18 protein-coding genes are annotated in these 22,639 nt (G+C 50.1%); 14 read left to right on the forward strand and 4 right to left on the reverse strand.

Annotated elements, in window-relative coordinates:
• Window positions 1-563: 563 nt before the first annotated feature.
• On the forward strand, window positions 564-887 hold the full coding sequence (locus DFR42_RS28355) for a hypothetical protein (protein ID WP_146219003.1): 324 nt from the start codon (window positions 564-566) through the stop codon (window positions 885-887).
• A gap of 107 nt (window positions 888-994) precedes the next feature.
• Here DFR42_RS28355 and DFR42_RS28360 read toward each other — a convergent pair whose 3' ends face one another.
• Window positions 995-1,534, reverse strand: a complete 540-nt coding sequence (locus DFR42_RS28360; protein WP_110258439.1) for an acyloxyacyl hydrolase — start codon at window positions 1,532-1,534, stop codon at window positions 995-997.
• Window positions 1,535-1,681: 147 nt separating this feature from the next.
• Here DFR42_RS28360 and DFR42_RS28365 point away from each other — a divergent pair, with 147 nt between their 5' ends.
• The 3 genes from DFR42_RS28365 to DFR42_RS28375 all read left to right on the forward strand — a co-directional run bounded on the left by DFR42_RS28365 (window position 1,682) and on the right by DFR42_RS28375 (window position 6,876).
• A complete protein-coding gene (locus tag DFR42_RS28365; protein WP_281275201.1) occupies window positions 1,682-2,599 on the forward strand; it encodes an NAD(P)-dependent oxidoreductase in 918 nt (305 codons plus the stop codon).
• Between the two features lie 155 nt (window positions 2,600-2,754).
• On the forward strand, window positions 2,755-4,851 hold the full coding sequence (locus DFR42_RS28370; protein WP_110258441.1) for a molybdopterin-containing oxidoreductase family protein: 2,097 nt from the start codon (window positions 2,755-2,757) through the stop codon (window positions 4,849-4,851).
• A 348-nt stretch (window positions 4,852-5,199) separates the two neighbouring features.
• Window positions 5,200-6,876, forward strand: a complete 1,677-nt coding sequence (locus DFR42_RS28375; protein ID WP_110258452.1) for a long-chain-fatty-acid--CoA ligase — start codon at window positions 5,200-5,202, stop codon at window positions 6,874-6,876.
• An 88-nt stretch (window positions 6,877-6,964) separates the two neighbouring features.
• Here DFR42_RS28375 and DFR42_RS28380 read toward each other — a convergent pair whose 3' ends face one another.
• The gene (locus DFR42_RS28380; protein WP_110258442.1) at window positions 6,965-8,542 is read right to left on the reverse strand and encodes an alkaline phosphatase D family protein; all 1,578 of its coding nucleotides are present in this window, start codon (window positions 8,540-8,542) and stop codon (window positions 6,965-6,967) included.
• 8 nt (window positions 8,543-8,550) lie between these two features.
• Window positions 8,551-8,970: an acyl-CoA thioesterase gene (locus tag DFR42_RS28385; protein ID WP_110258453.1), complete on the reverse strand. Its 420-nt coding sequence runs from the start codon at window positions 8,968-8,970 to the stop codon at window positions 8,551-8,553.
• Between the two features lie 182 nt (window positions 8,971-9,152).
• Here DFR42_RS28385 and DFR42_RS28390 point away from each other — a divergent pair, with 182 nt between their 5' ends.
• Window positions 9,153-10,733, forward strand: a complete 1,581-nt coding sequence (locus tag DFR42_RS28390) for a glycosyltransferase (protein WP_110258443.1) — start codon at window positions 9,153-9,155, stop codon at window positions 10,731-10,733.
• Here the strand turns inward: DFR42_RS28390 and DFR42_RS28395 are convergent.
• Window positions 10,702-11,394 carry an acetyltransferase gene (locus tag DFR42_RS28395; protein WP_110258444.1) on the reverse strand — a complete coding sequence of 231 codons (693 nt, stop codon included), beginning with the start codon at window positions 11,392-11,394 and terminating at the stop codon, window positions 10,702-10,704. The genes DFR42_RS28390 and DFR42_RS28395 overlap by 32 nt on opposite strands.
• 335 nt (window positions 11,395-11,729) lie before the next feature.
• Here DFR42_RS28395 and DFR42_RS28400 point away from each other — a divergent pair, with 335 nt between their 5' ends.
• The 9 genes from DFR42_RS28400 (at window position 11,730) to DFR42_RS28440 (ending at window position 22,203) form a co-directional block, all read left to right on the forward strand.
• Window positions 11,730-13,610: an ABCB family ABC transporter ATP-binding protein/permease gene (locus tag DFR42_RS28400; protein ID WP_110258445.1), complete on the forward strand. Its 1,881-nt coding sequence runs from the start codon at window positions 11,730-11,732 to the stop codon at window positions 13,608-13,610.
• Between the two features lie 2 nt (window positions 13,611-13,612).
• Complete coding sequence (locus DFR42_RS28405) at window positions 13,613-14,587, forward strand: LysR family transcriptional regulator (RefSeq protein ID WP_110258446.1); 975 nt, start codon at window positions 13,613-13,615, stop codon at window positions 14,585-14,587.
• A 198-nt stretch (window positions 14,588-14,785) separates the two neighbouring features.
• A complete protein-coding gene (locus DFR42_RS28410) occupies window positions 14,786-15,877 on the forward strand; it encodes a hypothetical protein (protein WP_146219004.1) in 1,092 nt (363 codons plus the stop codon).
• Between the two features lie 257 nt (window positions 15,878-16,134).
• Window positions 16,135-17,421, forward strand: coding sequence for a Glu/Leu/Phe/Val family dehydrogenase (locus DFR42_RS28415; RefSeq protein ID WP_110258448.1), 1,287 nt, complete (start codon window positions 16,135-16,137; stop codon window positions 17,419-17,421).
• 373 nt (window positions 17,422-17,794) lie between these two features.
• Window positions 17,795-18,691: an amino acid ABC transporter substrate-binding protein gene (locus DFR42_RS28420; protein WP_245937123.1), complete on the forward strand. Its 897-nt coding sequence runs from the start codon at window positions 17,795-17,797 to the stop codon at window positions 18,689-18,691.
• A gap of 254 nt (window positions 18,692-18,945) precedes the next feature.
• Window positions 18,946-19,893 (forward strand): transporter substrate-binding domain-containing protein, encoded by a 948-nt coding sequence (locus DFR42_RS28425; protein ID WP_110258449.1) that lies wholly within the window; start codon window positions 18,946-18,948, stop codon window positions 19,891-19,893.
• Window positions 19,894-20,012: 119 nt separating this feature from the next.
• The gene (locus tag DFR42_RS28430) at window positions 20,013-20,765 is read left to right on the forward strand and encodes an amino acid ABC transporter permease (protein ID WP_110258455.1); all 753 of its coding nucleotides are present in this window, start codon (window positions 20,013-20,015) and stop codon (window positions 20,763-20,765) included.
• A 2-nt stretch (window positions 20,766-20,767) separates the two neighbouring features.
• Window positions 20,768-21,457, forward strand: coding sequence for an amino acid ABC transporter permease (locus DFR42_RS28435; protein WP_110258450.1), 690 nt, complete (start codon window positions 20,768-20,770; stop codon window positions 21,455-21,457).
• A gap of 20 nt (window positions 21,458-21,477) precedes the next feature.
• A complete protein-coding gene (locus DFR42_RS28440; RefSeq protein WP_110258451.1) occupies window positions 21,478-22,203 on the forward strand; it encodes an amino acid ABC transporter ATP-binding protein in 726 nt (241 codons plus the stop codon).
• Window positions 22,204-22,639 lie beyond the last annotated feature (436 nt).

Consider the following 22,639-nt stretch of genomic DNA (forward strand, 5'->3'; position numbering starts at 1 on the left):
TCTCTGCTTTTACTCTGTGACTCAGCCTTTTTATTTCATTCTTGGGACTATATCGCTCCCCTGCCGCAGTAGGCACTGTCTGATCACTTATTCTCTCTCTTGATCAATGCTCGGTGCATCGACCAACGACACCAGGCTCCAGCCTGCGCTGCAGCGACGGGGTTTAAGCTAACTCTCTTATCATCTGATGGCTGGCTGCCAGCATCGCTGCTCAACTTGCTGGATAGTTCAAGCCTTTGCATCTGCATGCACACATTTCAACGGTGAAACTTTAAACCGTCGCTCCTGCGCAGGCAGGTGCCTTGCGGCTTTCGTGGATCAGCAAAGAGAGTATCTGTCACTAGTATGATAAGCCACTCGTGAGAGTTGCTTAACAGAAGTACTCGCTTGTCTTATTATTCCCATGATTTTCGGTATACTTTTCGATCAGGATTCCAATTTATGTATTTCAAATATTCTTCATGATTACGTGCAATCTATCCTTCATTTGTCCAAAGACATGGACTGAGTTAACTCAAACAGAGGATCTGCTAACGAGGTATTGTGATAGTTGCAGTCAGCAAGTGCATTGGGTAGATACGCAGGAAGACTTTGATCAAGCCGCTGCAGATGGCAAGTGTGTTGCATTTGAATCCCAGGGAACTCCAATGTTGGGATTTCCCGATGGAATTGGGCAAGAGCCTATTTTGCGAATTGAGATGCAGGTTTTCTCAGCAAAGCAGCTCTATTTCTTAAAGCGTGAACTTTATCGAGGCTTTACCTTCAATGAAATCAAGCATTTGCATGATGGAAGATCTTCGGAAATAGTAATGGATCTGCACGAAATGCGTGAATTGGCTCAGCGTTTAAGCGAGCTTGATATCAAAAACCAGATTATCACTGACTAATAAACAGTAAAAATGGCCTATGGAGCGATGCTTTGCATTTCTCTATTGAAGACTTAAAGAAAAGGCTGCGTATGAGCAGCCTTTTTTACTGTCAGTGCTGGCAAGACTTAAAATGCGTATCCAGCCTTCAACACCGCAAAATTCACACCTGGATTTGGACGTTTAACACCGCCGTTTGAATAGTGCTGGATCTTGAAGCTCAAATCCCAGCCATCTTTGGTGACGTAGCCAACGCCGATATGGTCACCGAACTGGAAGTTGGTAGAGAAATGGCGGCTGTTGTTGTCATAGATTTCTGACAGCATGTGCAAGCCTATGCCAGCTTCGCCATAAAAACCTTTTTTGCTATCGTTCTGGAAACGGAAAACCGGGGTGACACCGATATCAGCCAGATTTTGCGTGCCGCCCTTGCCCTGGAAGTTACTGCCGCGCCATTGTGCAAGGGTATAGTCCCAATAGCCGCCGATATGGGTACCGTTGGAGGCAAACCATTTATTATCCCAGTTCGATTGCAGGCCGAGGCGCAGCATCTTGGTTTTATTGCCAGTGGCAAATTCCAGCGAACCAGAATCAATGGCGAACACGGAAGAACTGGTACACATTGCCGTGACAGCAACGGCGATTAAAGATGAAATACGCAGGCGCATAAAATGGGCTTTCAGGTGAAAATAAGAAATCAACAGGACATGAATATCAAACCACAGCCCCTATTGTAGCAATGTCTGACAATACGCTCTTGAGAGCAAGGGATTACAATTTAGTTCCGGCAATCATATCTGCATTAAAGGATCAATGTGAAACCAGTCGCTGAAACAAATATCGCATTTCTGGGTACGGGCTTGATGGGCAAGCCTATGGCACGTCGTTTATCAGTTGCGGCTTATCCTGTAACGGCATGGAATCGCACCCGTACCAAAGCTGAGGCGCTAATTGCAGATGGCGTCATCGTTGCAGATACCGCCTTGCTGGCAGTTCAGCAATCCGGTGCAGATGTCGTGATTACCATGCTGGAAGATGGCGATGCTGTGGCTGCGGTGATAGCGCAAATACTGCCTGCCCTGCGTGCGGGCAGTATCGTCATTGACATGAGTTCGATACAGCAGTCGCAGGCACAGGCCCTGCATGCCTTGCTGCAAAAGCAGGGGGTGCATTTTATTGATGCGCCAGTGTCTGGCGGTGTCATTGGTGCTGAGGCTGGCAGTCTGGCCATTATGGCGGGTGCAGATGAAGCGGTTTATCTTTCAGTAGTAGAACTATTGTCTGTCATGGGAAAGCCGCAGCGTGTCGGTGGTCCGGGTACAGGGCAATTAGCCAAGCTCTGCAATCAACTGATTGTGGGTGCAACGATCAATATCGTGGCCGAGGCCTTATTGCTGGCGCAGGCCGGTGGTGCTGATCCGGCGGCAGTAAGGCAGGCTTTGCGTGGTGGCTTTGCTGAGAGCCGGATACTGGAAGTGCATGGGCAACGCATGCTGGACAGGACTTTCATGCCGGGTGGTCAGGTCAAAAGCCAGGCCAAGGATATGGAAAATATCCTCATCGCGGCACAGCATGCAGGTGTGGATTTACCGATTACCAGACTGGTAACCGATGTTTACCGCAGCTTGCTGCCAGTTTATCCACACGCCGATCATTCAGCGGCTTTGCTGGCACTGGAACAAAAGAACCCCGGCAAGCGTCTGAGCGACAGGCAGGACATATTGCCTGGTTAACAGTAATTCTGCTGATCCGTAAAAAAACAGCATTTGTGTATCGGTAAGCAGAACAGGCTCTGGCATAAGATAGTACGAGCCAGTGATGACCAGCAAAAGCAACACGGCAGTAATATCAACAGATGCAAGAAGCAAACAATGGAAACAGGATTACTATGAGCAGCACTATCGTCAAAGCCGTATGCCCGCATGATTGCCCCGATACCTGCGCCCTGCATGTGACAGTAGAAGATGGCGTCGCCACCGCAGTCAAGGGCGACCCCGCACATCCGACTACCGCAGGTGTTCTGTGTACCAAGGTATCGCGTTATACAGAGCGCACTTATCATCCTGACCGCTTGTTGTACCCGCAAAAGCGCGTGGGTAAAAAAGGCGAGGGCAAGTTTGTCCGCATCACATGGGATGAAGCGATAGCGACGATTGCTGAAAGACTCAAGCCGCTAGCTGCCAGTAATCCTTTGTCCATACTGCCCTATAGCTATGCCGGCACCATGGGCCTGGTGCAGGGCGAGAGCATGGCGATGCGCTTCTTCAACAAGATTGGTGCGTCGTTTCTTGATCGCACGATATGTGCGACGGCAGGAGGTGTTGGTTATAAATATACGGTAGGCACACGTCAGGGTGCTGACATAGAACATACCCAGAATGCCAGGCTGATCATCATGTGGGGCGGCAATCCCATTGCTTCCAATCTGCATTTCTGGATGCGTGTACAAGAAGCCAAGCGCAATGGTGCGAAGCTGATCGCGATTGATCCTTATCGCTCATTGACCGCAGAAAAATGTCATCAGCATATTGCCCTGTTGCCAGGTACAGACTCTGCGCTGGCGCTGGGTCTCATGCACGTCCTGATACGCGATGATTTGCTGGATCACGACTACATCGCTGAACATACCCTGGGCTTTGAAGAATTGCGTGAGCGGGTAGCCGCATGGACACCAGAGCGTGTCGCTGAAGTGTGTGGCATTAGAGCAGGTGAAGTGGAACAGCTGGCACATGATTATGGCGAATGCGGCAAGCGCGGTGAAGCCAGCATGATACGCATGAATTATGGCGTGCAAAGGGTGCATGGCGGTGGCATGGCAGTCCGCAATATCGCCTGCCTGCCGGCATTGACCGGTGCCTGGCGACATGCTGCTGGCGGTACGCAATTGTCTATGTCAGATGCCTTCCCAAAAAATACCACAGCCTTGCAAAGGCCGGATTTATTTCCTGAAGGCTTGCCTCGCCGTACCATCAATATGAGCACCATAGGCGACGATTTGTTGAGAGAGGCATCGCCAGAGTTCGGTCCCAAGGTGGGAGCCGTGATTGTCTACAATTCCAATCCCGTTGCTGTGGCACCGGAATCATCCAAAGTGGCGCAAGCTTTTGCGCGGGAAGATTTGTTTACCGTAGTGCTGGAACACTTCCAGACGGATACTGCTGACTATGCAGATATCCTGTTGCCTGCGACAACGCAACTGGAACATACCGATATTCATAGCACCTATGGTCACCTGTATATGATGGCGAATAATCCGGCGATTGCGCCTATGGGAGAAGCCAAACCGAATACCGAGATTTTCCGCCTGATCGCCAGGGCCATGGGTTTTGACGATGCCTGTTTTACAGACAGCGATGATGATATCGCTGCACTGGCCTTTAATAAAAATCATGCGCATGCCGTGCATTTTGACTGGTCTTCCCTGAAGAAAGCAGGCTGGGCAAAATTGAAAGTGGCAGATGCGCCGTTTGCGCATGGTGGTTTTGGTACGCCATCCGGCAAGTGCGAGTTTTATAGCGAAAGCATGAAGCGAGACGGGCTGGATCCTCTGCCTGCGTATATCGCTCCCTATGAATCACTGGCATCAAATGCCGAACTGGCAGCGCGCTATCCACTGGCCATGATTTCTCCACCTGCACGCAATTTTTTGAACTCCACTTTCGTCAACGTGCAAAGCCTGCGTGATACCGAGGGCCAGCCGCATCTGGATATTCATCCTCAGGATGCTGCCAGCCGTCATATCGTACAGGGCGACAAGCTCAGGATATACAATGACAGGGGCAGTTTTGAAGCGATAGCGCGCGTCACCGATAAAGCCAGACCGGGCCTGGTAGTGGGCTTGTCGATATGGTGGAAAAAACTTGCTGGCGATCATAAGAATGCCAATGAAGTCACCAGCCAGCGCCTGACCGACATGGGCGGTGGCCCGACTTTTTATGACTTGCTGGTAGAAGTCGAAAAATGCGCGCCGGAGAGCCCGGCATAGATTACTGTCCCCACATGACGAGATAAGAAGATCGGCCTGCCATGAAGATGTCAGGCTGATTTTGTTCTATCTCAAAAACACAGAAAATCAACCGGTAAAATTTTGCTGCGCTGCGGAATTTTCATAGAGAATGCCCTCAACTAGGCTTTAAATCGCTTGCTTTAGCCGAACTTAGCCGATAGCATCGAAGCAGGGAACGCATGCCTGCAAGGCTTATCATTTATATATGTACTAAGCGTGTGCTGTAGAGTTTATTGCAATGCTTATTACAGCGCTTATTACAAAAATAAATGAGAGCAAAAAACTGCAGCGCAACGCCAAAAACAACAATCACTGGAGATGGAAGATATGGATAAAATTTGGCTGAAGAACTATCCTGCAGGCGTACCGGCAGACATTGATATCAATCAGTACCAATCCCTGGTGCAGATGATGGAAGAGTCATTTAAAAAATTTGCTACTCGTGATGCCTATGCCTGTATGGACAAGCGCATTACCTACGGTGAGCTGGATAACATGTCCAGGCAACTGGCAGGCTGGTTGCAAGCCAGAGGTTTGAAAAAAGGGGCGCGCGTAGCCATCATGATGCCCAATGTCTTGCAATACCCAGTCGTCATGGCAGCGGTCTTGCGTGCTGGTTATACCGTGGTGAACGTCAATCCTCTGTACACACCGCGTGAGCTTGAGCATCAACTCAAGGACTCTGGTGCAGAAGCCATTTTCATTCTGGAAAATTTCGCGACCACGCTGGAACAGGTTCTCAGCAAGACCGCAATCAAGCACATCATCGTCGCCAATATGGGCGAGATGCTGGGTGCACTGAAAGGCACTATCGTCAATTTTGTCGTGCGCCATGTCAAAAAAATGGTGCCGGCATTTTCATTGCCTAACGCCATACGCTTTAATAAAGTGATGTCTGAAGCAGCAAGCAGCAGCTTCACGCCTGTGACTACTACGCATGACGATGTGGCATTCCTGCAGTACACAGGCGGCACTACCGGCGTCTCCAAAGGCGCGACTCTGTCGCATAAGAATGTGGTTGCCAACATCCTGCAAAACGATGCCTGGCTGTCACCCAGCATGGCTGGTCATGCCGATGAACAAAAAGTCATCGTCTGTGCCTTGCCGCTGTATCACATTTTTGCGCTGACAGTCTGCAGCTTGCTGGGCACGCGTATTGGTGCGCTGAATTTGCTGATCCCCAATCCGCGCGATATCCCTGGCTTCATCAAGGAGTTGGGCAAGTACAGGGTGAATATTTTCCCGGCGGTGAATACCTTGTATAACGGCTTGCTGAATAACCCTGGTTTTGCCGCACTCGATTTTTCTGGCTATGAAATTTGCAGCGGCGGTGGCATGGCCGTGCAAAAAGCCGTGGCAGACAAATGGCTGGCTACCACTGGCTGCGCAATTGCCGAAGGTTATGGCTTGTCCGAAACTTCACCTGTTGCCACTGCCAACCCGGCTGATACCAAGGTATTTTCCGGCACCATAGGCATGCCTATTCCTTCAACAGAAATTGCCATTCTGGATGATGACGGCAAGCCAGTCGCTTTGGGTGAACGGGGTGAAATCGCCATCCGTGGCCCGCAAGTCATGGTGGGTTACTGGAACCGCCCAGAAGAAACGGCCAAGGTCATGACAGACGATGGTTTCTTCAAGACTGGCGACGTTGGTATCATGGATGAGCGCGGCTACACCAAGATAGTCGATCGCAAGAAAGACATGATCCTGGTATCCGGTTTCAATGTCTATCCGAATGAAATTGAAGAAGTCATCGTCGCGCATCCAGGCGTGCTTGAATGTGCCTGTATCGGCGTGCCTGATGCCAATTCTGGCGAGGCAGTGAAATTGTTTGTGGTACGCAAAGATCCTTCGCTGACCGTGGACCAGCTCATGGACTATTGTAAGGAGCAATTTACCGCATACAAAAAACCCAAGTACATCGAGTTCCGCGCTGATTTGCCCAAGACCAATGTAGGCAAGATTTTGCGTCGCGAATTGCGGGATGAAAAGAAAGCTTAATTGCTAATACATCTTGATCAGGCAGCTTGATCCAGCTTAAAAAAGGAAGGCATAGCCTTCCTTTTTTATTGGTTTACGCATGAGATTTTCAGGCAGAGACCACACCAGGCTTGCCATCCTCAACAACAAAACTCTTGAGTGTGGCGATTCCGGAATCTGCTCTTGCCACATCGTCCAGGCCAAGGAAATGTGTCTGCATCCTGGTTTGCGAAACATCCACCAGCATGAAACCACGTTTGTCACTGCGGCCATATTTGATATGCGGATTTTGTGCCACATACTGGTCGGTACGTTCCTGCGGACGCGAGCTTGAGGTAACCGAGGTGCCACAAAACTCTGTCGCCAGTATCGGGTTGCTGGCAGAAGCCTTGTTGTAAAAATCGCGTTTCAGATTCGCCGCATAGAAGGTATGCACATCACCCGAAATGACGACAGGATTTGATGGTTTATGTTTTTGCAAATCCTCCATCAAGCGCAATCTTGCAGCGGGATAACCATCCCAGCCATCGGTCCAGAATTTGCCTTCGCCCTCATGGCTGACGGCAGTCTGGCTGGATTGTGCCATCAAGGTTTGCTGGGTAAGAATATTCCACTTGGCATTTGAATTGGTAAAGCCGCGGGCCAGCCATTTTTCCTGTTCTATGCCCAGCATGGTGCGGGTAGGGTCCATTCTTTCACTGCACTCAGCATTGCTGATGGAGTTGGAACCACCACGGCCAGTTTTCGCACATGCCTGATAAGAACGGTATTGCCGGCTATCGAGCACGTGGAATTTTGCCAGCCTGCCCCAGTCATAGCGATCATAGATACGCATATTGGCAAAGTCAGTATGGCTGGAGTGCAAACGTACCGGCATATGCTCATAAAACGCCTGATAGGCAGCAGCTCGGCGCGCCATGAAGTTGACGTCCAGTCTTTCATCCCTGTCGTTGCCATAATCATTGGCGACTTCATGATCATCCCAGGTGACTATCCAGGGCGCTACATGGTGGGCAGCCTGCAATTGCGGATCGGTCTTGTACTGGGCATAACGGGCGCGGTATTCTGCCAGGCTGAAACTCTCTATATCGCGGTTGCGTGGCTTGGCTGCATGGCGCAGATCATAAGGCCCCCATTCATAAATATAGTCACCCAGAAATGCCACCAGGTCAGGATTGGCTGCGGCGATATGACGGTGTGCAGCATATTCACCAAATTCCCAGTGCTGACAAGAAGCGATGGCCAGGCGTAAATTGCTGGGCATGGTGTCGGCAGCAGGTGCGGTACGGGTGCGTGCCACCGGGCTGATTGCGTCGCCCAGTATGAAGCGATACCAATACCAGCGATCTGGCTGCAAGCCAGTCACATCGACATGCACGCTGTGGGCCAGCTCAGGCAGGGCATGGGTTTCGCCCTTGTTGACCAGGCGAAAAAATTGCTCGTCTTCGGCAATTTCCCAGCGCAGCTTATAGGGTACGGCAGGCAGGGCCGCTGCATTCAAAGGCTCGGGCAATAGGCGTGTCCACAAAACCACGCTGTCATGCCTGGGTGAGCCTGAAGCCACCCCCAGGCTGAATGGATAAACACTGCTGCGCTCGGCCGCCCATCCGGGAAAAGCCTGGGCCAGTGCAGCAAAGGTAGTGAATTGCAGGGACTGCTGTAAAAACGAACGGCGCGATAACTTCATGACTATGTTCAACCCACCTTGCTAATATCTTCCAGTGGTGGAATCTGACGCGGTTTGCGATCATCGCCGGTGGCGACATAAGTCAGGGTTGCTTCAGTGACTTTGACAGTCGATGCCTGCAGACGATTACGCTCTGCATAGACTTCTACTGATACCGTGATCGAGGTATTACCCACCTTGATCACTTCTGCATAAAACGACAAGAGGTCGCCGACGAAGACCGGCTGCTTGAACAGGAAAGAATTAACCGCGATCGTCGCAACCCGGCCATTGGCACGGCGTGCTGCTGGGATGGCACCGGCAATATCGACCTGCGACATGATCCAGCCGCCAAACACGTCGCCATGGACGTTGGCATCTGCAGGCATGGGCATGACCCTGAGTGTGGGCATATGAGATGGCAGCCCGTTGCTAATTTGTTCAGTCATGATGATGTCAATGTAAAGTGAGTGGAATATAGTGAGACAAATCTTAAACCAGATTTCATGCATGCTGAGTAAAGCAAGCGAATTGCCAGCGACTTGCGGGGTGATATATTGTAAAGTCGATGACAATGTAATAATTTCACGGATAATTTTGAGAAAAATCCAGAATAGATAAAGAGCAGACGATGGCAGAAAATCAGGAAGAAGCAAGATTGCTGGACGATGTAGTCATGCGTACCGTCGCCAATCCCACCGCCAGCCATGGCTGGCATCAGATGGTAGATCTGATGCGCCGTCAGGCCAGACCTGCCTTGAGCTTGCAACTGGAGCAGTTTTTGCTGGCGAATGTTGCCGCGACTGGTCTGGCTGGTTTTTATCGCGCCACCTTTTTGGATATGCTGACGGGCAGGCCAGAATATCTGCAGCAAGCCGGGCAAATCGTGCTGACTTTACAACCCCATGATGCCGACCGGCTCATGACTTTCCTGCAATATGCCTGGCAAAGAGTATTGCTGGATATTCCTGACCGCCAGGCTTTCCGGCAAAGGCTGCAAGAGCTGTCCCTGCCAGCGATTGCTGCCAGTCTCAATACCTGGATAGGGCAGCAAGTGCAGGTCAAGCAGGTGTTGAAAAACCGCAGTATCGGCAGTGTACGCAAGGTCGCGCTGATCGCACCCTATGTCAGCAATATCAAGCATCCACCCACATTGATGGCCTTGCAGCAGGCAGAAAATCTGCGCCAGCTTGGTTATGAAGTCGTGCTGTATTCTGCGCAAGAAATGCTGGGGCCGGACTTTAAACATTATCTGGGCAGCCATTCCTACACACCGGAACCACAGTTTGTCACTGCTGGCTGGGATAAATACCTGGGGCAGGGCGGGCAGGTCATGACTGGGGATACACGTTTTTCGCTGCTGCAAAGATGGAAGAGCCTGCTGGGCCAGATTGCCTTGTTTGATCCTGACCTGGTGATGTTTGTCGGTTTGTATGCTGGCCTGGCTGCCGCGGTTTATCCAGCGCGTCCTGTGCTGAGCCTGGGCATCAATTCCCTGTCGCCGATGTTGCCTGCCGATGTATGGCTGACTGCGCAGCAAGAATTAAATGGCTTGCAGGCGGCGCAGTGGACTGCTGCATTCCCTGTCAGCCAGGCTTACTACCATTCCTACCGGGTACAAAGGCCGGCGCTTCAACATACGCATACCCGCGCGTCTTTGGGGCTGGCGCAAGACAAGCTCATCCTGGTCACTCTGGTCAGTGAAAGTGAGGCGCGCATCAAGGGAGAATGGGCTGCGGCCATGTTGCAAGTGCTGAACCAGCATCCTCAGGTGCAGTGGCTCATCGTCGGTGGTAATGGTGTTTTGCCATCCTCATTGCAGGCAGCCGCGCAGGGACAGGTGCAATGCATCGCTTTCTGTGCAGATGCTGTCAAATACCTGGCATGCAGCGATATCTATATCAATCCACCCATGATGGGCGGTGGTTTTGCGGTGGCGGAAGCGATGGCCCTGGCTGTCCCGGCGCTGAGCTTGCAAGGCTCGGATGGCGGTGACAAATTGGCCGGTGCGGCGCAGGCAAGCTTGCAGGATTATTTCCAGACCCTGATGCAGTGGCTGCACAACCCTGAAGCCAGAAAGGTTGCTGGTCTCGCCATGCAACAACACTTTGATGACTATCTGGATTTGAACAAGGCAGCAGCCAGCCTGCAGGCAGCTTGTGAACTGGCCGTGACGCGTTTCAATCAGCGGATGGCAGCACAGACTTCTTGAATCGTGCCGGATTTCCCACCATCAAGGCACCGGCCTGGGTATCGCTGATGACTACCGCACCTGCACCGATAAAGGCATGATCCCCTACCTGCAGGCGTTCTATCAATGTGGCGCCAATGGCGATGGTGACGCTATGGCCTATGCGCGACAGGCCACCGACATTGCTGCCCGGCTGCACTCGCGAAAATGCACCAATATGGGTGTCATGCCCTATCGTCACACCGCGATTGACAAACACATGGCGGCCCAATACTGCACCCGGGCCGATGACGCTGTTGGCGCCGACAAAAACACCGGCTGCCAGTGTTGCCAGCGGTGACACACAGGCCCGTGGATGGATAAGGGTATGGAATTCCAGCCCATGCTCAGCATAGCGTTGCAATATTTCCTGCTCCAGTACATTGCGTGTGGGGGTGGTTGGTCCCAGCAAATACAGCTCATCATCTGCCGGTTGAAAGTCAGCCAGTTCCAGCACTTCAGGCGCGGGGCCATAGGCAGCCCATTCCCTGATGCGCTCGGCCAGGCTGATATCGCGCTCGCCCACGGTTTCTGGCAAATGCAAAACGATTTTGGAGACCACCAGGCCCTGCGCCAGTGCGCAGTCAAACAAGTCTGACAAAATATTGCTGCTGCCGAAAATCACCAGTTTATTCTTGTTCATATTGAAAACCTTGTTGGCAAGCCAGGCATATCCGTCTCATTGAAGTGCCGACTTTGAAAGCGAAAGGCAAATTGTACGATAGCTGCAAGACAAAGTCCGTCATGATGCAACTGTTGTGTGCTGTGTTGTGCGTTGTTTAGTATGTTGTCGTCCGCGGCCGATGGACAAGTGATTTATAGCCTATAATTTTCTCTATGCAGTTTTTGCATGAAGTGTTTTTCTCTCTGTTGTCTTCTTGGTATGGAAGGCGATTTTGTTGAATTGCCAATTCACGTCAGCGCTGGCATGGCCAATTCTGACAAGCTCATTCAACCCTCACACGAGTGCCCCTTTTAATGCAACGCCGAGAATCCGTACGTAAATTATCTTCCGCCAGCCCAGCCAGCACCCATGGGCAGTCTGGCGACTGGTCTACCATCAAAACCCTGTTGCCCTACTTGTGGGCTTACAAGTGGCGTGTTTTGCTGGCGCTAACTTTCCTGGTGGCTGCCAAACTGGCCAATGTCGGTGTACCCATGGTCTTGAAAAACCTGGTGGACAGCATGACCATTAACCCTGCTCATCCTGCGGCTGTCATGGTCTTGCCGGTGAGTTTGCTGGTCGCCTATGGCGCACTGCGCCTGGCAACTACGCTATTTACTGAACTGCGCGAATTTGTATTTGCCAAGGTGACCCAGCGGGCCGTACGCACCATCGCTTTGCAAGTGTTCCGCCACTTGCACGCACTGTCCCTGCGCTTTCATCTGAACCGGCAAACTGGTGGTGTTACACGCGATATAGAACGCGGCACCAGGGCGATATCCTCTTTGATTTCCTATGCCTTGTTCAGCATCGTCCCCACCTTGCTGGAAATTGGCCTGGTATTGATTTATCTGGGTACGCATTACGATAAATGGTTTACCGTGATTACCGCGACTGCACTGGTGATGTACATCGTGTTCACCATCGCCGTCACTGAATGGCGCACCCATTTTCGCCGTACCATGAATGAGCTTGATTCCAAGGCGCACACCAGGGCCATTGATTCCTTGCTCAACTATGAAACGGTGAAGTATTTTGGCAATGATGAATACGAAGCCCAGCGTTATGACCAGGGCCTGCAAAGCTATGAAAGTGCTGCCGTCAAATCGCAGAGCAGCCTGTTCTTGCTGAACACCGGGCAATCCATGATCATCGCGACAGCGGTGACCCTGATCTTGTGGCGCGCTACCCAGGGTGTCATTGATGGCACGATGAGTCTGGGTGACCTGGTACTGGTGAATGCCTTCATGATACAGCTGTATATTCCTCTGAATTTTCTGGGTGTGCTGTACCGTGAAATCAAGCAAAGCCTGGCTGATATGGAAAGGCTGTTCTCACTGTTGGGACAAAACCGTGAAGTGGCGGATGCCGACCATGCCCAGGTCTTGCAGGTACATCACAGGAATGGCGCAGAAATCCGTTTCCAGCATGTGAATTTCAGCTATGAAGAAAAACGTCAGATATTGTTTGATGTAGACTTTACGATTGCACCGGGAACGACCACGGCAGTGGTAGGCCATAGCGGTTCAGGTAAATCGACTTTATCGCGTTTGTTATTCCGTTTTTACGATATCCAGTCTGGCCATATTTCGATTGATGGTCAGGATGTGCGCGACGTTACACAGGCATCGGTCAGGGCGGCAATAGGCATAGTCCCGCAAGATACTGTACTGTTCAATGACACCATAGAATACAACATCGCCTATGGCAAACCAGGTGCCAGCAAAGAAGAGATTATTGCCGTCGCCAAGGCGGCCTATATCCATGATTTTATCGAGTCGCTGCCAGATGGTTATGACAGCATGGTTGGTGAGCGCGGCTTGAAATTATCCGGTGGTGAAAAGCAGCGTGTGGCTATCGCCCGCACCCTGTTAAAAAATCCTTCCATCCTGATTTTTGATGAAGCCACTTCCGCGCTTGATTCCCAGGCCGAGCAATTGATACAGGCCCAGTTGAAAGACATTGCACGCAGCCGCACCAGCCTGGTGATTGCACACAGATTGTCTACCGTTGTCGATGCCCAGCAGATTCTGGTGATGGACAAAGGGCGCATCATAGAGCGTGGTACCCACCATGATTTGCTGGCCCTGCACGGTGCCTACACACGTATGTGGGAGCGCCAGCAAAGCAAGAAAAAAGATCAGACAGAAGAAGATGATGACGAAGCAGATGAAGTTGAATTGATGGGTGTGTAAAAATGGAAACCAAGTGGCTGGAAGATTTTGTATCGCTGGCAGAAACCAATAGTTTCAGCCGCTCGGCTGAATTGCGCCACGTGACGCAACCGGCATTTTCCCGGCGCATACAATCGCTGGAAGCCTGGCTGGGAAGTGACCTGATAGACCGCACTTCCTACCCCACACGCCTGACACATGCAGGTGAAGTTTTTTACGAGCAGGCGATTGCCATGCTGGGGCAAATCAATAATGCCCGCGCCCTGTTACGCGGCAAGCGCACGACCACGCAAACGACGGTAGACTTTGCTGTTCCGCATACGCTCTCACTGACCTATGTGCCACGCTGGCTGACCAGCCTGGAGGCTGCCTTTGGTGAAATCAATAGCCGCCTGCTGGCGCTGAATGTGCATGATGCCGTCATGACCCTGGTCGAAGGTGGTTGTGATCTTTTGCTGTGCTATCACCATCCACGCCAGCCACTTTTGCTCGATAGCAGCCAGTACGACATGATCAGCATGGGGACTGAGGCTTTGCGGGCCTATACCCGTTGCGATAAACACGGCGTGCCGGAATTGCTGTTGCCAGGACTGGAGCGAGAACCTTTGCCCTTCCTGGCCTATGCCAACAATGCCTATCTGGGTCGCATGGTAGACCTGATCTTGAATGACACGCGTCAGCCCCTGCATCTGGAAAAATGCTATGAAACCGATATGGCAGAAGGCCTGAAAATGATGGCACTGGAAGGCCGTGGCGTCGCTTTCCTGCCAGAGTCTGCGGTGACCCGTGAAGTCAAGCAAAAACAACTGGCCCGCGCTGATGATGGCAGTGGTGCCTGGGAAGTGAATATGGAAATTCGCCTGTATCGCGAGCGACCCTCAATCCAGAGACCTGGCAAGATGATCGTTTCGCGGTTATGGGAATATCTGGAGCAATTGCAAATTGCAGAAAAACTGGAAAGCAGCAAGCATGGAAAGTCACGCAGGCGTAGTGAATAGCAATAAAAGGATGGAGTGGGTCTCCGCACTTTAGCTCTACCTGCAATTTATCCTTCAGCTATTCGCGTAGCAACAGACTGAATTTTTACATTATTGAATATGATAATTTTTTTATTTATCTTGGTATTGCTGCTGGCTCTCAATATCTTTTGCGCGCACCGTATCAAGCGTGCTGTTGAACCAGGTTTTCTGCGAACGATGTTATTAATCAGTGTCTGGGGCATGCCATTTATTGGCATTTTTTTTGCTATGTCAGGCTTGCCCAAAACCGTGCATGAAAGCAGGCCACTTCCTCTTGAAAAATTGCCTGCTGGATTTATTCGCGAAGACATACCGGACCCCATCAGTCTGGCAGGAACGACTAGCTTCAATGTGTTTGAACATATCACTTTCCTGGACAATATCCCCGTCATGAACTGGGCTGCTTTTCATGCGTGGCTGAACACGATCAATGATGCAGGGCGGCAGCGCGAGGCACGTCTGTTGGGGCAACGCGCATGGCTGGCTTATCTCAAAGAAGGGATAGGTTCACATTGCTATATGTATGAAAGTGAGAAGGCTTTGATCGTCTCGTCATCGGAGCCAAATGTCATTGAGGCCAGTGCCAGATTCATTGAAAAAAATTATGCACGCATTGCCAGGCTGCTGCCTGAAGTCGCACAATTTCCGCCAGAGATGAAAAGTATCTTGCTGGTGCTCGACAATGAGGATATGTACTATCAGTATGTATCGGCCTATTATCCTGATAGCGGGGAATTTGCAGTCAGCGGGGGCATGTTTATTGATGCAGGCTGCCCGCATTTTGTCACGGTCCTTTCAGATTTATTGATGATAGAACCTGTGATCACGCATGAAATGACGCACAGTGCCTTGAACTATCTGAAATTGCCGCTGTGGCTGGATGAAGGGATTGCTGTCAATGTCGAATTTCAGCTCAGTCCACTTCTGCAGGCGGAGAATAGCGAAAAAAATTTGTATGCCAGGCATTTGCAATTCTGGGATGCTGACAGGATGCAGGAATTTTGGTCTGGAGCCTCATTTTCACGTGGCGGAGAAAGCAATACTTTATCCTATGATCTGGCACGCATACTCGTGAAGAGTCTGAGCCAGGATTGGCAGACGTTTGCGCGCTTTGTCACTGCCGCCAAAAGAGAAGACGCGGGCAGTCGTGCTGCACTTGAGATTTTGAATATCGATCTTGGGATAAGTGTTTGCGCTTTATTCAATGCAGAGTGGGAGTCTTCCTGGTCTCCTTTCATCCGTACAGAAAGTGAACCTGTCGCCGCTTGAATATATTTTTCAGCGCCGATGAATACTGTAAAGCTGGAATAAGCTCTGATATGACGGACGTGCAGAGTTGTAAAAAATATCCCATATCATGCAGCCACTTTCATGGTTATGCATTTCATGCATAGATACATGCAAACAAAGCATTGGCTGACTTCAGAATGAAAAGACTACTATGCGTCTGCTTTCAGCGCCGGTGACAGACTGGCCTGGAATACCAGATTCGCAAACCAGTTCAACCATATTCAAGAGGTCATATAATGTCCACCCAGCACCAGATACCGTCTTATCTTACCCCGACAGAGACAGGTCCTTGGTCAGTTTACCTTGAGCAAATTGATCGCGTTACCCCATACCTCGGCCACTTGTCGCGCTGGGTAGAAACCCTGAAACGCCCCAAGCGTATCCTGATCGTTGACGTGCCTATCGAGCGCGATGATGGCTCGATTGCTCACTTCGAAGGTTACCGTGTACAGCACAACACTTCCCGTGGCCCGGGCAAGGGTGGCGTGCGTTTCCATCAGGATGTGACGCTGTCAGAAGTGATGGCTTTGTCTGCCTGGATGACGATCAAGAACTCTGCAGTGAACGTGCCTTATGGTGGTGCCAAGGGTGGTATCCGTGTTGATCCAAAAACTCTGTCCCGTGGCGAACTGATGCGCATGACGCGTCGTTACACATCTGAAATCGGCATCATCATCGGCCCGGACAAAGATATTCCGGCACCGGACGTGAATACCAACGAGCAAACCATGGCATGGATGATGGACACCTATTCCATGAATGAAGGCCGTACCGCCACTGGCGTGGTGACTGGCAAGCCTATCTCCCTCGGTGGTAGCCTGGGTCGTCGTGAAGCAACTGGCCGTGGCGTATTCGTGGTTGGTAGCGAAGCTGCAGCCAAGCGTGGCCTGAACATTGCAGGTGCAAAAATTGCCGTGCAAGGTTTTGGTAATGTGGGTGGTATTGCAGCTCGTTTGTTTGCGGATGCAGGTGCCAAGATCGTGGCAGTACAAGATCACGGTGGCACGATATTCCATTCCAATGGCCTGGACGTTGCCAAATTGCTGGATCACGTCGCAGCCAAAGGCAGTGTTGCCGGTTTTGAAGGCATAGAAGCAGTGTTGCCAAATGATGAATTCTGGTCTGTGAACTGCGATATCATGATCCCGGCAGCCCTGGAGCAGCAAATCACGTTGAAGAATGCTGACCAGATCCGTGCCAAAATCATCCTCGAAGGCGCGAATGGCCCGACTACACCAGAAGCCGACGATATCTTGCGTGACAAGGGCGTGCTGGTGGTACCAGACGTCATCGCCAATGCCGGTGGTGTGACTGTGTCTTATTTTGAGTGGGTACAGGATTTCTCCAGCTATTTCTGGTCTGAAGATGAAATCAACCTGCGTTTGACCCGTATCATGAAGGAAGCCTTTAATTCTGTCTGGCAGGTCACGGAAGACAAGAATGTCTCCCTGCGTACAGCAGCCTTCATCATCGGTTGCTCCAGAGTGTTGCAGGCACGTGAAGTGCGTGGTCTGTATCCATAATCTGGAATTGTAAAAAGCTATCAATCACCTATCCTGATAGATGATGTTAGCCTTAGTGAAGCAAACGGCGCGATTTCTGGTTGAAAAACCAGAGTTGCGTCGTATGCCGTGCTTTAACCGCCTATATACGTCTGTGCGGTAAGGCGGGCAATCTGATGACATTCTCAATGTCATCGGGTCTTAGTTTTACCAGAGTATCCTGCTTAAAAGTTTGGGACAAAGGCTTGGAACGATAATTGCATGCTTGTTTTTAAAATTTTTGCAAGTGTGAATGTAAAATATACTGAATAATATTTTGTTAAATGTGAATTTTTCTGTTGAATTTTATTGATCTTTATCATTACCATCCTGAATTAAGTTCAAAGGGGATTATATGGAAGCTTCAAAATGGATGTTAAAGGCTGGCTTGCCCTGTGCGCTGGTCCTGTGCTCCTCGCTTTCATTGGCCGCGGATACCCTGACACGCATCAAAGAGACGCAAACGGTGACCATCGCGCACCGTGAGGCGTCTTTTCCGTTTTCTTACCTGAATGAAGACAAGAAACCCATAGGCTACTCGATGGACATTTGTCTGAAGGTGGTCGATGCAATCAAAAAAGAACTCAAGCTGCCACAGTTGAACGTGAATTACGTCCTGGTGACAGGCAGTTCGCGCATCCCGGCCATAGTTGAAGGTAAGGCCGACCTGGAATGCGGCTCCACCACCAATAATGCCGATCGTCGCAAGCAGGTAGCATTTACCATTCCCCATTTCTTTGCTACGGCAAAAATGATCGTCAAGGCCGATTCCGGCATCAAAAACTGGACTGACCTCAAGGGCAAAAAAGTCGTCACCTCCAAGGGCACGACCACCGTCAAGCTGCTCAATGACCGCGACAAAGTGCGCGGCCTGGATCTGAAATTACTTGAAGGCAGCGACCATAATGAATCCTTCAGCATGGTAGAGAGCGGCCAGGCCGATGCTTTTACCGTGGATGACGTGCTTTTGTATGGGCAGCGTGCCAGCGCCAAAGACCCAAGCAAGTTTGTCGTAGTGGGCGATGCCCTGTCGACTGAGCCCTATGCCATCATGTTGCGCAAGGATGACCCCGCATTCAAGTCACTGGTTGACCGTGAAGTAGCACGCCTGATGAACGATGGCGAAGTCACCAAACTCTATGACAAATGGTTTCGCAAGCCCGTGCCCCCAAAAGGGGCAAATTTGAACATGCCCATGAATTTTCTGTTGCGCGACAACATACGTTTCCCCACAGATAAGGTGGCGGATTAACAGGCATTGCCCTTGCTTGTCATCCCAGGCAGAGGTAGTTTTATGCTCAGCGCATTACGCAGCGGTTAAGCTCAGGTTTTCCCGGGTTTGCCATGAAGCTTTGCAAGGTTGGGGTGAAAGCTGTTGCTGCCCCAATTTTTAGTAGTTCATAAGTAGTAATACGTATTAAACCGATTGAAAAAAACGGTAATTTGCTGAGGGTTTTTGTTAAACTCAAAGCCATGATTTTTTGATTTAAACTTTCTGGAGACAGTATGAAATTTTCGAAATTGATGGTAGGTCTGGTAGGTGCGGGTTTGATTGCTGGTATGGCACAGGCACAAGACTCAGGTACATTGAAAAAAATCAAAGAAACCGGCACCATCACCCTGGGTGTGCGTGACTCCTCTATTCCTTTTTCCTACCTGGATGACAAACAGTCTTATCAAGGTTATTCCATTGATTTGTGCCTGAAAATTGTTACTGCAGTGCAAAAGCAACTGGGTTTGACATCTCTGAATGTCAAAATGAACCCAGTCACTTCAGCTACCCGCATCCCTTTGATGGCGAATGGCACGATTGATCTGGAATGCGGCTCTACAACCAATAATGTTGAACGTCAAAAACAGGTGTCATTTGCACCGACTACTTTTGTGACGGCAAACCGCATCCTGTCGAAAAAATCTTCCGGCGTCAAAACTCTCATGGACTTGAAGGGCAAGGCAGTGGTATCCACTTCCGGCACTTCCAACCTGAAGCAATTGACACAGTTGAATGCTGATCAAAACCTGGGCATCAATATTTTGCCAGCGAAAGATCATGCAGAAGCTTTCCTGATGGTAGAAACTGGCCGTGCAGTAGCCTGGGTGATGGATGATATCCTGCTGGCATCGCAAGCATCCAATTCAAAAAATCCTTCTGAGTATGAAATCAGCAAGGAAGCCCTGTCTGTTGAGCCATACGGCATCATGTTGCGCAAGGATGATGCAGCTTTCAAGAAAGTTGTTGATACAGCTATTTCCAATGTACTGACTTCTGGTGACGTTAACCGCATCTACCACAAATGGTTCATGCAGCCTATTCCACCTAAAGGCATCGCTTTGAACTGGCCTATGTCTGATCAGCTCAAGGTAGTTGCTGCCAAGCCTACAGACTCAGGTGAACCTTCTGCTTATGCTGCTGTTCCAGAGGCTCAAAAAGCCGTTTTGAACAAGAAAAAATAATACACAGCAAGGCAAGGTAGTCCGACAAAACGGGGGGATGCACCTCCCGTTTTCTTTTGCAAGACTATGTATACATGATCTTGACAAAACGGACGCAAAGCGCTGCACAGGAGGAGAATATGAATTACAACTGGAATTGGAATATCTTTTGGGACATTGCGCCCGATGGAACGGGCACTTATCTCGAATCCCTGATCGCCGGCCTTAAATGGACGCTGGCGACAGCAGGTTTGGGCTGGGTGATTGCATTGGTTTTGGGCCTGGTGATAGGGACACTGCGCACAGCACCAAATAAATGGTTGGTCAGGGCGGCAAATGCCTATGTGGAATTATTCAGGAATATTCCACTGATTGTGCAAATGTTTCTCTGGTACTTTGTCTTCCCTGAGGTCTTGCCTGAATCATGGGGCACGGCACTCAAGCAATTGCCGAATGCACCTTTCGTCACAGCAGTACTGAGCCTGGGTTTTTTTACTTCAGCCAGGGTGGCGGTACAGGTATCAACGGGTATCAATGCTCTGCCACGCGGACAAAAAATGGCGGGAACGGCACTGGGCCTGACCCTGCCGCAAACTTACCGCTATGTGCTCTTGCCCATGGCATTTCGCATCATCATTCCTTCACTCATCAATGAAGTGGCGGCGATCATCAAAAACAGTTCTGTGGCTTTGTCCATAGGTTTGATAGAGCTGATGGCAAGTACGCGTTCCATGCAAGAAATGTCCTTTAAGACTTTTGAGGCTTTCAGTGCTGCCACCATCATCTATCTGATCGTATCTGTAGTCGCGATCCTGCTGTCGAATTTGTTGGAAAAGAAACTGCGCGTGCCAGGCTTCATTACCGCTGGTTCAGCCAATAGTGGAGGGCACTAAACATGGGTAATTTTGATTTTGATGTGATCCAGCGTTCCTGGGTGTACCTGTTCCAGACTGGCATGGTATTCACACTGAAACTGACCTTCCTGTCAATGACAGGCGGTATCATCATCGGCACTTTATTGGCGATGATGCGTTTGTCCAGCAACAAGCTGATCAATCTGGTGGCTTCCGGTTATGTTAACCTGATGCGCTCGATACCACTGGTATTGGTGCTGTTCTGGTTTTACTTCCTGGTGCCTTATATTGGTGCGTGGATAATTGGCGCAAATGAACCTGTGGCCGTGGGTGCTTTTTCTTCTTGTCTGATCACCTTCGTCATGTTTGAAGCCGCTTATTACTGCGAAATCATGCGTTCCGGCATACAGTCTATCCCGCGTGGACAGATATGGGCTGGATATGCGATGGGCATGAATTACTGGCAAACCATGGGTAATATCGTCTTGCCTCAGGCTTTCCGCAATATGATCCCCATATTGCTGACGCAAACCATTGTTTTGTTCCAGGACGTGTCGCTGGTTTCGATCTTGTCCATTCCTGACTTTTTCGGCTCTGCTGCCAAAGTGGCGCAGCGCGATGGCCGTCTGGTGGAAATGTATTCCTTCGCAGCGGTTGTCTATTTCATCATGTGCTTTGGCTTGTCCGCACTCGTGAAGAAATTGCAGGCAAAAGTAGCGATCATACGTTAAGAATATTGTGGAGATTTCAAATGATTAAATTGAATAAAGTCAGTAAATGGTATGGTCAGTTCCAGGTCTTGACCGATTGCACGACTGAAGTGTCCAAAGGTGAAGTCGTGGTTGTTTGCGGCCCGTCCGGTTCCGGCAAATCAACCCTGATCAAAACCGTCAATGGTCTGGAGCCTTTCCAGAAAGGCGAGATTACGGTAGAAGGCGTTTCTGTTGGCGACCCAAAAACCAATCTGTCCAAACTGCGCGCACGCATAGGCATGGTGTTCCAGAACTTTGAATTGTTTCCGCATCTGTCGATACGCCAGAACCTGACTATCGGTCAGGTTAAAGTACTGGGCCGCTCTGAAGATGAAGCGACTGAACGTGGTCTCAAATACCTGGACCGCGTCGGCCTGCTGGCACACAAGGACAAGTTCCCCGGTCAGTTGTCCGGTGGTCAGCAACAGCGTGTAGCGATTGCCCGTGCATTGTCCATGGACCCGATCGCCATGCTGTTTGACGAACCAACATCTGCACTTGATCCGGAAATGATCAATGAAGTACTGGATGTCATGGTAGGCCTGGCACAAGAAGGCATGACCATGATGGTCGTGACGCATGAAATGGGTTTTGCCAAAAAAGTGGCAAACCGCATTGTATTCATGGATAAAGGCGCGATAGTTGAAGATTGTTCAAAAGATGAATTCTTTAATAATGCCCGCTCGGAACGCGCTCGCGATTTCCTGGACAAAATTATTCATTAATGCCTGAATGAATGCTTCTATTAATATTTACCTATTGAGAGTGGCATTTTATTAGATTGCAAAAACAGCCCTGAATTTCAGGGCTGTTTTTGTATTCAGGATGATTTTTTTGAAATCGATCGAAATTGTGATTCACGTCACAGGTAAAAAGATAATGCCATGCTAATCTTCTCTCGCTAAAAAATGCACTGACAGATAGTCACCAGAATTCAACAGATTTTTATTTTTTTTGTGTCAATAACAATTAAACAGGACAACACGCAATGGCCAACACAGCAGCAGATATCCAAAAGCTTTACATCGCTTATTTCAACCGTCCTGCAGATCCAAGTGGTCTGGCGTACTGGACAGCCCAGAATTTCACGCTGAACCAAATCGCTGACAGCTTCTCCAAACAAGCAGAATACGCCACCGTATTTGCTGGTAAAACAACAGA

Source organism: Undibacterium pigrum (genome assembly GCF_003201815.1).
Lineage (GTDB): Bacteria > Pseudomonadota > Gammaproteobacteria > Burkholderiales > Burkholderiaceae_D > Undibacterium > Undibacterium pigrum.

Coding starts and splice junctions, on each gene's coding strand:
- DFR42_RS28425 (WP_110258449.1), top strand. CDS start 18,946: ATGAAATTTTCGAAATTGATGGTAGGTCTGGTAGGTGCGGGTTTGATT.
- DFR42_RS28395 (WP_110258444.1), bottom strand. CDS start 11,394: ATGAACAAGAATAAACTGGTGATTTTCGGCAGCAGCAATATTTTGTCA.
- DFR42_RS28385 (WP_110258453.1), bottom strand. CDS start 8,970: ATGACTGAACAAATTAGCAACGGGCTGCCATCTCATATGCCCACACTC.
- DFR42_RS28400 (WP_110258445.1), top strand. CDS start 11,730: ATGCAACGCCGAGAATCCGTACGTAAATTATCTTCCGCCAGCCCAGCC.
- DFR42_RS28410 (WP_146219004.1), top strand. CDS start 14,786: ATGTTATTAATCAGTGTCTGGGGCATGCCATTTATTGGCATTTTTTTT.
- DFR42_RS28430 (WP_110258455.1), top strand. CDS start 20,013: ATGAATTACAACTGGAATTGGAATATCTTTTGGGACATTGCGCCCGAT.
- DFR42_RS28370 (WP_110258441.1), top strand. CDS start 2,755: ATGAGCAGCACTATCGTCAAAGCCGTATGCCCGCATGATTGCCCCGAT.
- DFR42_RS28435 (WP_110258450.1), top strand. CDS start 20,768: ATGGGTAATTTTGATTTTGATGTGATCCAGCGTTCCTGGGTGTACCTG.
- DFR42_RS28405 (WP_110258446.1), top strand. CDS start 13,613: ATGGAAACCAAGTGGCTGGAAGATTTTGTATCGCTGGCAGAAACCAAT.
- DFR42_RS28375 (WP_110258452.1), top strand. CDS start 5,200: ATGGATAAAATTTGGCTGAAGAACTATCCTGCAGGCGTACCGGCAGAC.
- DFR42_RS28415 (WP_110258448.1), top strand. CDS start 16,135: ATGTCCACCCAGCACCAGATACCGTCTTATCTTACCCCGACAGAGACA.
- DFR42_RS28390 (WP_110258443.1), top strand. CDS start 9,153: ATGGCAGAAAATCAGGAAGAAGCAAGATTGCTGGACGATGTAGTCATG.
- DFR42_RS28380 (WP_110258442.1), bottom strand. CDS start 8,542: ATGAAGTTATCGCGCCGTTCGTTTTTACAGCAGTCCCTGCAATTCACT.
- DFR42_RS28440 (WP_110258451.1), top strand. CDS start 21,478: ATGATTAAATTGAATAAAGTCAGTAAATGGTATGGTCAGTTCCAGGTC.
- DFR42_RS28420 (WP_245937123.1), top strand. CDS start 17,795: ATGGAAGCTTCAAAATGGATGTTAAAGGCTGGCTTGCCCTGTGCGCTG.
- DFR42_RS28360 (WP_110258439.1), bottom strand. CDS start 1,534: ATGCGCCTGCGTATTTCATCTTTAATCGCCGTTGCTGTCACGGCAATG.